15 protein-coding genes and 4 pseudogenes are annotated in these 14,197 nt (G+C 37.9%); 8 read left to right on the top strand and 11 right to left on the bottom strand.

Features of this window, described 5'->3' with window-relative positions:
- Position 1: 1 nt before the first annotated feature.
- The 7 genes and pseudogenes from KI375_RS00450 to dcuC form a co-directional block, all read left to right on the top strand.
- Positions 2 to 367, top strand: a pseudogene (locus KI375_RS00450) (UDP binding domain-containing protein); the annotation flags it as partial.
- Between the two features lie 154 nt (positions 368 to 521).
- A pseudogene (locus KI375_RS00445) lies at positions 522 to 1,547 on the top strand (thermonuclease family protein); the annotation flags it as partial.
- Positions 1,548 to 1,856: 309 nt separating this feature from the next.
- A pseudogene (locus tag KI375_RS27870) lies at positions 1,857 to 1,994 on the top strand (sunset domain-containing protein); the annotation flags it as partial.
- Between the two features lie 399 nt (positions 1,995 to 2,393).
- Complete coding sequence (locus KI375_RS00440) at positions 2,394 to 3,371, top strand: LacI family DNA-binding transcriptional regulator (protein ID WP_212971600.1); 978 nt, start codon at positions 2,394 to 2,396, stop codon at positions 3,369 to 3,371.
- Between the two features lie 15 nt (positions 3,372 to 3,386).
- On the top strand, positions 3,387 to 4,271 hold the full coding sequence (gene rbsK / locus KI375_RS00435) for a ribokinase (RefSeq protein WP_212971599.1): 885 nt from the start codon (positions 3,387 to 3,389) through the stop codon (positions 4,269 to 4,271).
- 18 nt (positions 4,272 to 4,289) lie between these two features.
- Positions 4,290 to 5,210, top strand: coding sequence for a ribonucleoside hydrolase RihC (gene rihC, locus KI375_RS00430; RefSeq protein ID WP_212971598.1), 921 nt, complete (start codon positions 4,290 to 4,292; stop codon positions 5,208 to 5,210).
- Positions 5,211 to 5,304: 94 nt separating this feature from the next.
- The gene (gene dcuC / locus KI375_RS00425; RefSeq protein ID WP_212971597.1) at positions 5,305 to 6,744 is read left to right on the top strand and encodes a C4-dicarboxylate transporter DcuC; all 1,440 of its coding nucleotides are present in this window, start codon (positions 5,305 to 5,307) and stop codon (positions 6,742 to 6,744) included.
- A 476-nt stretch (positions 6,745 to 7,220) separates the two neighbouring features.
- On the opposite strand, the gene KI375_RS00420 is transcribed toward dcuC, so the two are convergent.
- The 11 genes and pseudogenes from KI375_RS00420 to KI375_RS00370 all read right to left on the bottom strand — a co-directional run bounded on the left by KI375_RS00420 (position 7,221) and on the right by KI375_RS00370 (position 13,649).
- The gene (locus KI375_RS00420) at positions 7,221 to 7,715 is read right to left on the bottom strand and encodes a hypothetical protein (protein ID WP_212971596.1); all 495 of its coding nucleotides are present in this window, start codon (positions 7,713 to 7,715) and stop codon (positions 7,221 to 7,223) included.
- Positions 7,716 to 7,854: 139 nt separating this feature from the next.
- Positions 7,855 to 8,022, bottom strand: coding sequence for a hypothetical protein (locus tag KI375_RS00415; protein WP_212971595.1), 168 nt, complete (start codon positions 8,020 to 8,022; stop codon positions 7,855 to 7,857).
- Between the two features lie 542 nt (positions 8,023 to 8,564).
- Positions 8,565 to 8,879: a hypothetical protein gene (locus tag KI375_RS00410; protein ID WP_212971594.1), complete on the bottom strand. Its 315-nt coding sequence runs from the start codon at positions 8,877 to 8,879 to the stop codon at positions 8,565 to 8,567.
- The gene (locus KI375_RS00405; protein ID WP_212971593.1) at positions 8,876 to 9,034 is read right to left on the bottom strand and encodes a hypothetical protein; all 159 of its coding nucleotides are present in this window, start codon (positions 9,032 to 9,034) and stop codon (positions 8,876 to 8,878) included. The genes KI375_RS00410 and KI375_RS00405 overlap by 4 nt, the downstream gene beginning before the upstream one ends.
- Before the next feature lie 774 nt (positions 9,035 to 9,808).
- Complete coding sequence (locus tag KI375_RS00400) at positions 9,809 to 10,039, bottom strand: hypothetical protein (protein ID WP_212971592.1); 231 nt, start codon at positions 10,037 to 10,039, stop codon at positions 9,809 to 9,811.
- Positions 10,032 to 10,202 (bottom strand): annotated as a pseudogene (locus KI375_RS27865) (ATP-binding protein); the annotation flags it as partial. The pseudogene KI375_RS27865 and the gene KI375_RS00400, both read right to left, overlap by 8 nt.
- 18 nt (positions 10,203 to 10,220) lie before the next feature.
- Positions 10,221 to 10,367 carry a hypothetical protein gene (locus KI375_RS00390; RefSeq protein WP_212971591.1) on the bottom strand — a complete coding sequence of 49 codons (147 nt, stop codon included), beginning with the start codon at positions 10,365 to 10,367 and terminating at the stop codon, positions 10,221 to 10,223.
- Positions 10,368 to 10,379: 12 nt separating this feature from the next.
- Positions 10,380 to 10,586 carry an ATP-binding protein gene (locus KI375_RS27860; RefSeq protein WP_374706787.1) on the bottom strand — a complete coding sequence of 69 codons (207 nt, stop codon included), beginning with the start codon at positions 10,584 to 10,586 and terminating at the stop codon, positions 10,380 to 10,382.
- A gap of 57 nt (positions 10,587 to 10,643) precedes the next feature.
- Positions 10,644 to 11,387 (bottom strand): class I SAM-dependent methyltransferase, encoded by a 744-nt coding sequence (locus KI375_RS00380; RefSeq protein WP_212971590.1) that lies wholly within the window; start codon positions 11,385 to 11,387, stop codon positions 10,644 to 10,646.
- Positions 11,388 to 11,391: 4 nt separating this feature from the next.
- Entirely contained in the window at positions 11,392 to 12,291 is a 900-nt protein-coding gene (locus KI375_RS00375) for an AraC family transcriptional regulator (RefSeq protein ID WP_212971589.1), read from the bottom strand.
- A gap of 437 nt (positions 12,292 to 12,728) precedes the next feature.
- Positions 12,729 to 13,649 (bottom strand): helix-turn-helix domain-containing protein, encoded by a 921-nt coding sequence (locus tag KI375_RS00370; RefSeq protein WP_212971588.1) that lies wholly within the window; start codon positions 13,647 to 13,649, stop codon positions 12,729 to 12,731.
- Positions 13,650 to 13,980: 331 nt separating this feature from the next.
- Between KI375_RS00370 and KI375_RS27615 the strand changes: the two genes are divergently transcribed.
- Positions 13,981 to 14,103 carry a hypothetical protein gene (locus KI375_RS27615; protein WP_280528614.1) on the top strand — a complete coding sequence of 41 codons (123 nt, stop codon included), beginning with the start codon at positions 13,981 to 13,983 and terminating at the stop codon, positions 14,101 to 14,103.
- Positions 14,104 to 14,197 lie beyond the last annotated feature (94 nt).

The following is a 14,197-nucleotide window of genomic DNA, read 5'->3' as shown; positions in this document are numbered from 1 at the left end:
GGTACGCAACACTATTATGACCGCTATTGTGGACGCCAATCGAACTCGGAAAGACCATATTGCCGATAGGATTATTAACAGAAATCCTAAAATTGTTGGGATCTACAGACTTACAATGAAAACTGACTCAGATAATTTCCGGCAATCAGCCATCCAAGGTATCATGAAACGCATTAAAGCCAAAGGAATTGAAGTCGTTGTTTATGAACCAGCTCTATCTGAGGATGATTTCTATAAATCTAGAGTAGTCAATGATTTCGAGGAATTCAAGAAAATCTCTGATGTGATTGTTGCCAATCGCTTGTCTGAAGACTTGCAAGAAGTAAAGGATAAGGTCTACACAAGAGATTTGTTCAGTCGGGATTGAAGCGGACAGTAAAATTCAATGAGGAGGGTTAATAAATTATAACTCTTCCCTCTTTTTACCAATAAATGGAAGCGTTGTCATTATTTGTAATTAAATTTATATAGAGATAGATAAAGAAAAATAGATAAGGGAATCTACTATAGTTGTAGAGTGTATGAACTGGGGGATGGATATGGATATTTTATTTGGGCTTCTTTTTGGAATACTAATGGTTGTTGGAGGGATTGCGACTTTTATATTTGTCGGTTTATTATTAATTAGGGCAATTGGCAATAAAGGTCTTTCCATTAAAAGTGGAGCAATTGGGGCCGGGGCGTCATTGGCATTGTTTATTATTTCTTTTGTTACATTTTTTATGATTATCTTGAATTCACCTTCTTTTGAGAATGATGTAGAAGAGGCTAGCGTTACAGATGAGCAAGAAGTGAAGACGTTCATACCTGAAATGCAAATTCAAAGTGCAGTTAAGGATAATCAATTGGAGGTTACTGGTACAACTAATCTTCCAGATGCTACCGAGTTAGTTATTACATTACAAAATGATAAAGATGAAAGTTTTGATCAAGCTGTGTCGATAAAAGATGGCGGCTTCTCGATGGATGCCGTTCCGATTGAAGAATTAAAGCCAGGGGAGCAAGCGATAGAAGTCTCACTTGCAGATCAACAGCCTGATGCAGTATTAGAGGTCATTGGGGAGGAAGGTGAGCTCCTTGCTGGGTCTTTATTAGATGATGATCAACAATTATTCGTCTCAGCCAATGTTACGATTCCAGCGGAACGGTCTCCACCTAGTGATGTGGAAGGTGTCAAAGCTGATGTAACCAAAGTTATTGATGGCAATACGATCATCGTTCAACTAGATGGAAAAGAAGAAGAGGTAAGACTGAGTTCTGTGGCTGTTCCAGAGGCAAAGCATTCAAAAAAAGGTGAACAACCATTTGGAACAGATGCATTTAAATTCACCTCCAAAAGTTTAGAAGAAAAAGCCGTTACCTTAGAGTTTGATGACCAGGAAAAGGACAAGGATGGAAGACTCCTCGCATATGTTTGGATAGAGGATGTTCTATATAATAAGACTTTGATAGAAAAAGGGTTAGCAAAGCTAGAAGAATCCTCAGATAATACAAAATACCTTGATGATTTCAACAAGACTCAAGACAAAGCTAAAGATAAAGAACTTGGCATTTGGAGTATTAAAAATTACGTTCAAAAAAGTGGATTTAATGATCCAGAGAAAAAGCAGGAAAAAGAGAAAAGCAAAGAAAAGAAAGAGAGCAAGGACAAGAAATCAATTGCTTCAACACCTGCACCAAAAAAGGATTCGGAAAAGTTAGCGAAGGCGCCTAAAGAAGAGAAGCCGGCAAGTACAGAAACGAAACCAAAAGAAGAAGAGGAAACGAAGACAGAAACGCCTTCTGAGCCAAAGGCAGAAGAAAATTCGACTCCCGCACCGGCAAAAACCCCTGACCCACCTGCGGAAACGGCTAGTTGTGACATAAAAGGAAGTCAAAATGGTATCTATCATGTTCCGGGAAGCACTTATTACAGTCGTACCAAAAATGTCGCCCAATGGTTTTGTTCAGTAGAAGAGGCAGAGAATGCGGGGTATCGAGCTCCGAAGCGATGAAATTAAGGACACATTTATATGGTGCCCTAGCAGTTTGAGAACTGTTAGGGCATCCATTCATATATTAAAAAGCTTTGTATCTAACGTATGCAGTTTATTTTTATTAGTCTATTATTAGATTAAGAATGAGATACTAAAGTTTTTAGTGTGCGTACATAGACTAACGGTGGCTTTTGTTTAATATCTCGGCTGTCATTTAATGGAACAAAAACTTATCATGTTACATTGGAGATGACACTTTTACTATGTGTTTTCTGTGACATTTTACATGGTCCCATAACCTGATTCGGGTGTGAACACTTTCTGAAATCGCTGTTGTTTTGCATTGACTTTTTTAAATAGGCACGTTACAATATGTGTAACCGGTTACCTATTATTTCAGAAAATGGAGTGGGCATTTTGTCTTCTATTAAAGATGTGTCGAAACATGCAGGTGTTTCGGTTGCGACTGTATCCAGAGTTTTAAATAATAAGGGTTATGTGAGTGTGGAAACGCGGAAAAAGGTAGAGCAGGCGATTAAAACACTAGATTATAAACCAAATGAGGTCGCAAGGAGTTTGTTTAAAAAACAATCTAAGGCGATTGGTTTAATGGTGCCAACCATCATGAATCCATTTTTTCCAGAACTTGCTAGGGCTGTTGAGGATGTTGCCTCGACATTGGGTTACAATATTATATTATGCAATACAGATGATAATCAGGTAAAAGAACAACATTATTTAGATGTTCTTTTACAGAAATATGTGGATGGAATCATTGTTTCTTCTAATAATTTAAAAGCAGAACAAATTGAAAAGCTTTCAATTCCAGTTGTGTGTGTTGACCGGGAGATTAGTAAAGAAATCCCTACTGTTATTGTAGACAACAGTAAAGGGGCACAGATTGCAACCCAATTTCTACTAGATCAAAGTCGAAAGAGGATTGGACACATTAAAGGACCAAGCCATATTTTGAATGCAACAGAGAGATATAAAGGGTATCTGAATGTGGTAGGTGCCGTTGATTGGTTTGAAAGTAGCTATGTGGTGGAAGGACATTACAACATGGAATCAGCCATTGAGGGCACAAAAAAGCTTCTGCATTTCCACCCAGAAGTAGATGGTATTTTCGCGGCAAATGATACAATGGCGATTGGAGCAATTAAAGCTATTAACCAACTTGGATATCATACCCCAAGGGATATTGCGGTGATTGGTTTTGATGGCATTTCACTTGGAAAAGCAACCATACCTGAGTTAACAACCATCGCCCAACCGATCTATCAACTAGGGGAAAGGGCCGCTACTATGCTTGTGGAACTCATAGAAGGTCAATCAGCTATTGATCGTGTATATCATGTTCTTGGGGTACAGCTTGTAGAAAGACAATCAACATAAGGAGGGATCCATACTATGACCTTTAAACCTAAAATTACGGTGGTCGGAAGTATAAATATGGATTTGGTCACCATGACAGATAAACTTCCTAATAAAGGTGAAACTTTACTTGGACAACAATTTCAAATGAATCCTGGAGGGAAAGGGGCTAATCAAGCGATCGCAGCAGCTAGACTTGGGGCCCGCACTTCCATGATTGGTTGTGTTGGACAAGATGCTTTTGGGAAACAGCTACTTCACAATTTAGAAGAAAATGGTGTGAATGTAAGTAATGTGGAACCGGTTACCGATGTTGTGACGGGAACCGCTACGATTCTTGTTTCGGACCAAGATAACCGAATCATTGTTACTCCTGGAGCTAATGACTCTGTCACCGTAGACTTTATTGAATCGAAGCGAGAAGTGATTGCGAACAGTGATGTCGTTATTTTACAACTAGAAATTCCCTTAGACAGCGTTATAAGAGCAATCGAAATAGCTAAGGAACATCATGTAAAGGTGATTTTGAATCCTGCGCCAATCAGAGAATTACCGGATACTCTGATCAGACAGATTGATTATGTGACACCAAATGAGCATGAAGAAACACTTTTAATGAAGAACAGGGATTTAAACGAACTTCAGAAAAAGTTAATTGTGACAAGAGGAGAGTCGGGTGTTTCTTTTTATCAAAATGATAAAAGGATCGATGTTCCAGCTTTTAAGGTAGATGTAAAGGATACAACTGGTGCAGGTGATGCTTTTAATGGCGGATTGGCAGTGGCTCTAAGCAAGGGACTTTCTTTAAGAGAAGCATGCATTTTTAGTAGCGCTGTTGCGGCAATCTCGATCACGGAATTAGGGGCACAAACGGGAATGCCAACTGAGGAACAGGTAAAAACTTTTCTTACCAATAACTAATTTTAGGAGGAGAACGAAATGACAAAAAGGCCAATTATTATCGACACAGATCCTGGAATTGATGATGCAATTGCGATCGCGATCGCTCTATATAGTGAGAAGTTAGATGTGCGACTTATTACGACAGTTGCGGGAAATGTCAGTCTCGAAAAAGTAACGTATAATGCCCTTCGTTTACTTAAGTTCTTTAAAAAAGACATCCCTGTTGCGAAAGGGGCCGATCGACCACTGATTAAAGCACCAATTGACGCAAGTGGTATTCATGGATCAACGGGTATGGATGGTTTTGATTTCGAAGAGCCAACCAAGGACCTATTATTAAAAGAAAATGCAGTAGAAGCGATGCGGCGGATTATTACAACCAGTGCTGAACCAATCACCCTTGTTCCGATTGGACCCTTAACGAATATTGCCTTGTTATTTAAGGTTTATCCTGAAGTGAAGGAAAACATTCAAGAAATTGTGCTTATGGGAGGGTCTACGGCTAGAGGAAATGCCGGCGTCATGTCGGAATTTAATATCTATGCAGACCCAGAAGCCGCAAAGATTGTTTTCCATAGTGGTGTACCCATTGTGATGGCAGGACTCGATGTTGGCTTAAAAGCGCTTATTTATCCAGAAGATAGTGAACAATTAAAGGATATGAACGAAACTGGGAATATGGCTTATCAACTGTTTAGTAAATATCGTGGTGGTAGCATGAAAACGGGGTTGAAAATGTATGATGCTTTTGCCATTGCCTATTTATCAAAACCGGAAATATTCCAGGTAGCTGATACATTCGTTGATATTGAATTAACTGGAACCCTAACAAGTGGCTGTACAGTTGTAGATTTAAAGGGTTACCTAGGAAAACCCAATAATGCTAAAGTTTGTCTTGATGTTAATGAATCCGAGTTTAAAGAGTGGTTTTTTACAAGTTTAGAGAAATGTAATTAAATCTGACAAGTTATTCCTAACAATGGGGCTGATGAAAGCCCCGTTGTGTCCCTAACTAACAACACATTTCAGAGCAACAAGAGGAGGAAGAACAATGAACCTTGATATTGTCATGTATGCATCCGCTATTATTTCTGTTGCCGTTGTCATATTTATGTTAATCAAGAAAATGGATATTAAGATTACACTTTTTTTAATGGGAATCATTTTAATCCTGATCAGCATTGGGATGGGGAAGGAAATTGCGATTAAAGACTTTGTACCATCCGGGTCTTTTTTGTTAGATCCCATTCAAGTCATAGTGGATCAATTTAAAAGTACTTTAAACGCTGCCGGATTTATTATTCTCTTGTTAGGTGGATATACCGCCTATATGTCTAAAATTGGCGCGAATGATGTGACAGTAAATGTATTAACGAGACCTATTTCCAAAATTAAGTCGGTTTACTTTTTAGTCCCAGTTGTGTTTCTTTTAGGTAACCTATTGTCTCTCGTTATTCCTAGTGCCTCTAATTTGGCGATTATTTTGCTAGCTACTTTGTATCCGGTTTTAAGGAAAGCTGGAATGTCATCGCTCTCAGCTGCAGCTGTGATCGCAACATCTGCAACGATTGTTCCAACCCCTTTAGGAAGTGACAATGTCGCGATTGCAGAAGAATTAGCTAAGCAAGAAGCATTTAGTGGTTTAACGGTAACAGAGTATGTTTTTAATTATCATGCGCTAGTTTCAATTCCGACCCTGATTTTTATTGCGATTGTGCACTATTTTTGGCAAAAGCGGATGGATAAAAAGCTTGAACAAAGTGCTCAGGAGAGTGAAGGGAAGATTGAATCAGAAGAGATGTCTGAGAAGCAACCTAATGTTACAGGTGGAAAATTATATAAATTTGTTTATGCCATTTTACCAATTTTTCCGATTATCTTGTTGCTCATTGCCTATGGAATACAAATAGGAACAGGATCGGCGATTAATATTAGCGTAGAAGTCGCCACGATTGTATCTTTTATTTTAGCGATTATTTGTGAATTAGTTCGGCATAAAGGGAATAAAAGCGTGTTAAAAAGCACGGAGGAGTTTTTTAAAGGAATGGGTGGGGCTATGCCCATTGTTGCACTTCTAGTTGCCGCTTCTGTTTACGTGACGGGATTAAAATCGATTGGATTAATTGATGCTTTACAGGCATCAATGGAAAACGTTCAGGGACAAGGCTTTGACTTTGTTTTGCCACTTATCTTAGTTGCAATCACCATGCTGATTGTGTTATTAAGTGGTAGTGGACTCGCTCTTTTCTTCGCGATGGTACCATTAGTAGTGCCACTTGCAAATGCAGCGGGAATTAGCCCTATTGCATTATCGATTCCAATGGGACTAGCTGGAAACCTTATGCGTGCCATATCTCCAGTTGCGGCCGTCGTCTTAATTGTTGCCGGAACAACCAAAAAAGAACCACTTGAGATTGTTAAAAGAACTTCTGTCCCAATGCTTTCAGGGATTGTATTCATGTTTATCTTATCCATGATCGTATTCTTATGATTTAAGATGATGCCAGGTTCTGAAACAATTTAGAACCTGGCACTTATAATTAGGAGAAATCTTATGGGTTACGGGGAATCCCACTCACCCTAGCAGGAAACCCATATACATAACAGGGGACCCCCATTCTAGTATGCAAGAAGCCCATTTACATAAGGGTGACTACAGCCATCCAATTGCCCCACTTATGCCATCTTTTTGATCATCTATGACAAGGAGATGATCCAGTTATGACAATGATGATCCACTTACTAGGATACAACACTATCTTAACCACAGCTTTAGCTACTTGCCCTTCACTGTCGTGCCACTTCCGAATGACGCCCAATGGTTTTGTTCAGTAGAAGAGGCAGAGAATGCAGGATATAGAGCACCGAAGAGATGAAATTAAGGGTACATTTATATAATGCCCTAGCAGTTTGAGAACTGTTAGAGCATCTGCATAATGTAATAAAGCTATTTTATTTTTAAATTAGCTAGCTTAGTACTACGGATTCTGGCGGTATATAGTTATATTCAAGATTTTCCTTTACAACCGAGATCCCAAATTTTTCAAGTTCCTTATGAATCATTTGACTGTCTGCAAGCCCTTGACGATAACAATATTCAAGGAAAATCAGATACTTGCTGCTCCACGCCGTTTCTAATTCAAGGAGTAATTTTTTTTGCTCCTCAGACAGTGATTCCTTTAATTGGGAAAAGAGTTGATCTGAAACTTCGTCTACAGTACGGTACTCCGAATCAGCCATAACCTTTTTGTAGGCTACTCGATGAACTCGTTCAAAAAAGACAATATCGATAAAGGCCTTTTGAATAACGTCTTTACTAGACAATGGCTCATCCTGGTTGTTGTCAGATTCATAGGTATCACGATTCTCGTGGGTTTCTTGAGTAAAAGGAAAATCCATTAAACCTTTCACTAAGTTCTTATCATAAACCATTGAATTTTCTACATTATATAGATCGATCATTATTTAACTCCTCCTATTTTTTGTTATATGAATATTAATCCTCACTTATGTTCCCCTTGCTGATAGGAGGCAGCCCATATATAATAGAGTTGCAGCCTCTCAGGAGGGTGTGGCATGGAGGAATCCGTTTGACTTGTCATTAAGATGGGCGGATTCCTCTTTTACTTGCTCTTTTGTACGATATAATTGACTTCTTGTAATTACTAGTAAACGCTTCCAATATATCATTCATTTTTTCCAATGCATGATTTTTTAAAGCTTTTTGCAAGTCTTCATCAACTGTGGCAGTAAATGGTTTACTTGCCAATCTTCTAACACCCCCTTAGTATTATTATACATTTTTAAGAACATACGTTCAACTGCATTTTAAAGAAAAAAAGTGAATGATCATTAATATTGCCAGTTTCATAAGCTTTATGGCATTCGTGGATTTACTGAACATTTAATGCTAAAAAGTTAAATTCTATTGAGTTTTATTAATCTCCCATTAAATAGATTTAAAAGGATTGCCAATCTCTTTTATCATGTATTGGAGAAAAATACCGTTTATAAGTGTAAATGGAAGTGTTCTATAACATTAGTGCTCCTTTCCAAAATGGCAAATACTTATTGATAGATAAGTCGAGTCGAACATCCTCCAGATGAGTTTTAGAAGTTCTGTGCTGTGGTTTTGACATACAATCTCCTGAAAGGTAGCCAGCTCTAAATTGCAAAAACAGGAGAAGAAAAACATGTTGTTTTTCTTTCCCCCTGCTTGATTCGAGACCTATAATACAGGTATGTTACGCGCTTACAAAAAATGGGGTCTCTTTTCTGCAATGACTGAATCAAAACTCCACACAAATGGCTCTATTCATCTGCAATCTTCAGCCCATATTGCTCAAGTTGTTTATGAATCATTGGGCTATCCGCAATCCCTTGGCAATAACTAATTTCAAGGAAAATGCCATACATACTGTCCCAAGCAGATTTTAATTCATGAAGTAATTCTTTTTGCTCATTAGTCGAGAATGTTTCTTCTAATTGGGAAAGGAGATTGCTAGAAACTGCTTCTGCATCACGGTATTCTGAATCAGCCATGACCTTTTGAAATGCTACTTGATGGACTCGCTCAACAAAGACAATGTTTATAAAGGCTTTTCGAATAATATTGTTACTAGTCATAGGCCTCTCCTGTTTATGTAGGAATTATAGGTATCACGATTCTCGTAGATTTCTTGGACAACAATTGGCTTCGAAAAATAAATATGCATTAAATTTTTCTCAAAGTCTGTTTTACCTCCTATTAGTTTTTCTACTTTGTAAGCCTCGATATCCATTTAATTTCCTCCTATCATGGTTATATAACTAATATATTGTATATAACCATGATACGAATTTAGGAATAAATTGTCAACAATAGGTTATACAACCTATAATACTTTATATAGAAAGGGTGATTGTATGGCCATCGATAAGAAGAAAAATACGCAAGTCTTAGTCACTTTTCCAAATGAGCTTTTAGAAAAAGTGGAGGATTTCCAATTTGCGAATCGCGTTCAAAACCGAAGTGAGGCTATTCGGGAATTGATTAGAAGGGGATTGAGGGAAAATAGGAAAGGTAATTAGGCTGAAAACTAAATAGAGACTTTTTTGAATACTGAACACTGATATTGATATAGTTGGTGAACGTCAATGAATGTTTCGAAGACGTCGTATTTATCCATTCTAAACAAAACGTCACAGAAACCATTCATGTTTCTGTGACATTTCCAATTCAACCATAACAACAAAAATTTCACCTTATGCGTGGTGGATGGTAGGAGTGTCATCCAAATGTCTAATCCATATTTCTTTATTTCTTCCATTAGATTTTTTAGGAAACCATCTCTGTATCCACTTATAACAAGGGTACTCGACCGTCCTCTTGCGCGGTTATTGTACTAGTGAATTCACAAAAAAATACGGAAAATAATCCCATTAAAGGATAAAATACTTAAACTGAATATTTCCAAGAAAAGTTAACGATCAAACCATAAATGTCACCACCGACAAATAATTCAGTTTCAAACCGCAAAAGGACCAGTCATCAGAAATTGATCACTGGTCCTTTGTCAGAATGGTATATCGTCTTCATCAGTATTGATGTATGAATAATGGTCTTTACCGGGAAAACGACCGCACTCCAGATGAGTATTGATTTCTTTTATAGACGCTTGGAAAGCTTTATCGACCGGCTCATCTTCATACATACAGGAGATCATCATAAGCCGTTCTTGCAAATACAGCGGGCAGGCATTGTTGTAGTAATACACCGCCACTTCTTGAAATAAGTCTTTAGCCACCGGAATTTCCTCCATTAAGTCCATGGCGCTCACGAATCAAAATATTACCGTCCAGAATGATTTTAAAAGAGTTGTGGACGATGCGATCTAGGATGGCATCAGCAATTTGTTGTTGTTCAATGTTGGCGTGCCATCCTTCTGGTGCGAATTGCGAACAGAAAACAGTTGAGCGTTGGAACTGTCAATTCTCAATAATTTCAAGAAGAATGGTTGCTTGGTCTAAAGTTAAGCTGGTCAATAACCATTCATCTATAACCAATAAATCCACTTTTCTATACGTGTTGAGTAGCTTACGAAAACTCACGTCAACCAAATTCTTTGCTACCATCAGTTTATCAAGCTACTCCGGAAGACGAATATACGCAACGTGTAAGAAGTTACGACAAGCCGCGTTTCCTAGTGCATTTGATAGGTATGTCTTTCCAGATCCTGTGGCACCCATCAAAATGACGTTTTTACCGTCTCGGATATAGTTACAGGTGGCTAATTCTCCAATGAGATGTTTATCTAGCTTGCGGTCATCGTAATGAAAAGTAGGGTGACAGATTAAAAGATAAATTGGTATGCGTTCGTCACTAAGCTATTAATTAAAAAATTTCCAATATTATTCTTTGCTTGCAAAAAAGGTGATAAGTGAAGAAGATGAGTTTTTCCCGTATCCAAGTTGATACTCAATAGATATAAATCCTTCATGTTCTAGCAAAAGCTGAAATTCTTCGATTCCGTACCAATAGAGCTCAAAATTCGATATTTCCGTTTGTTGAATCTTGCCTTTTTTGAGTAGATCGTATCGATGAATGGAGCTAGTTTTTTGTTGATGCCAATCTATTCCCTGAGTCGTTGAGGTAAATAGAATGCCAGAATCATCATCAATCGAAAATGGACTTGTCGAAATTTTATATGGAATAAAACTTGTTGGTAATTCTAAATCAATAATAATTTTCCCTTGTTTATCAAGATGCTGATAAAAAAAATGTAGTACGTCTTTAACACGATTGCGCGGTAACAGACAGAAGCTGCCAGTCGGCATGATTATCGCTTCGTATTTCTCTGGCAGACGAAGATTCGTAAGATCTCCTTGATACAAAGTTCCTTTTACATTAGTAGCTACCATATTTGCTCTACATTGTTTTAACATATCCTCAGACACGTCTACACCCTCTACATTAAGTCCTTTCTGGAGAAGAGGGATCATCATTCTGCCAGTGCCAACACCGGCTTCCAGTATCTTCCCTTTGGTATTTTTCAAATGATCAAAATAATACTCTAAATCACCATCAATCGAATATCCGGCAGGCTTGGTTAATTGATATAGCTTGGTACTCAACTCACCATATTCAGTAAACATATCGTCAACTTCTTTCTATGCTTTTTTTTATTGGTACATAAATTTCCATGATTGAGTTCTCAGAGGCATGGCAACGTTCATCATAATATTCAAATGGAAAATGAGACTCATCCAGCTCATAATTGATCTGATCAAACCATTCTTTAAAAATATATCTCCAGGTCTCCTTAACGACTACGGATAATGGGTCTTTCTCGTATGTTGTGGCAGTTGCTAGATTGTTGATGGGCGGAGTAGTGAAAACGGCGTAAGTAGCGCCAGGGATTTCTGCAACCACCATATCAGAGGTTACTTGGCTGAAATCATTGACAATAACGCCAAATAGATAGATGGCATTTCCTTCGTTTTGATAAGGCAGCCATACTCCAACTTCACCATGTTTTGGTGGTCTCAATTGTTCATAAAGCTTTTCTTCTAAATTTGATTCATCACATGAGTCCCAATAAGCCGCAAATTGATGACTATAATTATCTGCCATGTTCGTATGCATTCCATATCCAGCTAACTTAAAAGCACCTTTTTTAGCAATTTTTGGGGGATTCAATACTTCTCGAATATTTTTAACGAATGCGTTATCGTTATCCGCCATTCTGATTTTATATGACGTTGGAGTATACCCAAATTCTTGACGAAATGATTTTGAAAATCCGCTTGCAGATTCAAATCCATAATGTAAGGCAACATCCAAGATTTTTTGGTTGTCAGTAAGTTCAATCCTTGCCGTTGACAAACGATATTTCCTTACATATTCCATTAACGGAATCCCTTTTACTAGTGAAAAAATCCTACAGAAATGAAAAGTTGAATATCCTACTTGATTTGCTATTTTTTCAGCGGAAAGCTCCTCGTTTATGTGGTCTTTTATATAAGTTATGCTCTGATCAACGACTTTGTTGTACTGCATACTACCACCTCCGAGCTTATTATACGGATAAAACAATCATTTTGCTGTTCCTAGCTTGCTATAATTTTTGAACTGCAAAGAGAGATCCGAGGAACGACAAATAGCATGTTTTGCAATTAGTATTAATGCAAATCATGTTATTTGTACAATTTTATGTCTTAGTGTGCCAACTGTTTCCATAACTGCAATTAATTGTTAGCTAATACGACTGGAGAAATCTAAAAGCTAGTCTCCATCTTGGATTATACCATTGGTTTTTAGTGTTAATACTGATGGTTTTCGGTGTTGACATCTTTGCAACTCGTGTTGTCTTTTCTTGGAAATATACATAAACAAATCAAACTCCCAAATGCGAGTGCCCATTTACCTTGGAATAAACGCATAATCAACTTTAATATTTTGATTAATCCCCCTTCAGCATAGCTTGATTTTGTCATCTACTTTGTCAATATTTGCTGAATCCATCCGCTTAGCGTCGCTTTGTCAACAAATGGTGCTAATTGCGCAATTGTTTCAGGTCCCATGTTGCTGATTTTTCTTTTATCTACAAGTTGTTTCAAAGAGTCTCTCCCAAGAAAAGGGGCTAGCGAGACGAGGAAGCTTGCGTCTAACTGGTCATCCACTGTCTGATCTATTAAGTTTATTAACTTTTCTCCACTGCAGAAAGGAGCCAATTGCATGATTGTTCCAGGGGCAATATCTTCGTCGAGTGCTTGCTCAATTAATTCATCCACCGTATCCTTCCCAATAAATGGGGCTAGTTGTGCAATGGATTTCCAATTCATTTCTTTCTTATTCGCTTTCTCAATTAACACCTTCAATCCATTTCTACTCATGAATGGGGCAAGTTTCTGAACAAACTCCATATCGACGCCGTCCTCCGTCACTCCTGCAACCAATCCATCCAACAATTCAGTCTCTACAAATGGAGCCAACCGTACTATCAAGTCCTGATTAAATAATTGTTTATCCACTCGTGCTGTCATCTCTGTCAATTCACTTGCTTTCAGTAAAGGGGCTACTTCAATCAAACCTTCCATATCCACTTCTCCCTCATTTATCATATCAGCAACGTCCTCTTGACGATTTTCAGTAACCCCTGTCATGATGTGACCAATATGTTGGATATATGTCGAGCTGTCCTTCGTTGCTCCTCCATTCATTATATCTTCGATGGATACCCCAAACGTTTGCCCAATCGTCATCAATGTTCCAATATCTGGCAATGAATCACCACGTTCCCATTTTGACACGGCTTGATGGCTCACATTTAACCGATCCGCTAGCTCCATTTGTGTCCAATCTCTTTCCTTCCTTAGCTTTGAGATATAGCTTCCAATCATACTTGTATCTAACATCCAAACTACCTCCCCAATAAGTTTCAATGCGCATTGTTAATGAAAGCGTAGCATATTGTGTACCTGATGCCTATCAACTGTTAGTTGAATACGAAATTCTACTATTGGTAGAATGTATCAACTTGGAAATTCTTCGAATGTTGCTATTTAGCTAATAATTTTCCATCATCCATCGCGATTGGGAAGAAAAAAACTAATTCTTCGGTAAGAATATAAGGAATGAACCTTTTTGTTTTTCAAAATCTATAAAATTGTAGCTCCGTATTTACCTGACGTTCCCCATTGGTAAATTCACTGACAATAAGTGGTAAATCTAGGGGGAGTAGATGGCATGTATATAGATAAAAAAGGAAAATATGAAGAAGAACATAATAAACTTCTTCATAAAAGAGGGTTACACTTCACCCTTAGATGGAAGGGATTGGAGGTATTATCAAGTAAAACAGATGCTTGATGATGATAGGAATAGCTAACAAGAGACAAATTTCCCTTCTTTAAAAGGGATTGAACAAATATTTCTGACCCCTTCTACAAAGGGACATGCTTAT

Source organism: Bacillus sp. J14TS2 (assembly GCF_018333015.1).
In the GTDB taxonomy this organism is placed as follows: domain Bacteria; phylum Bacillota; class Bacilli; order Bacillales; family Bacillaceae_C; genus Lederbergia.
This window is presented reverse-complemented; position numbering and strand designations above follow the sequence as displayed.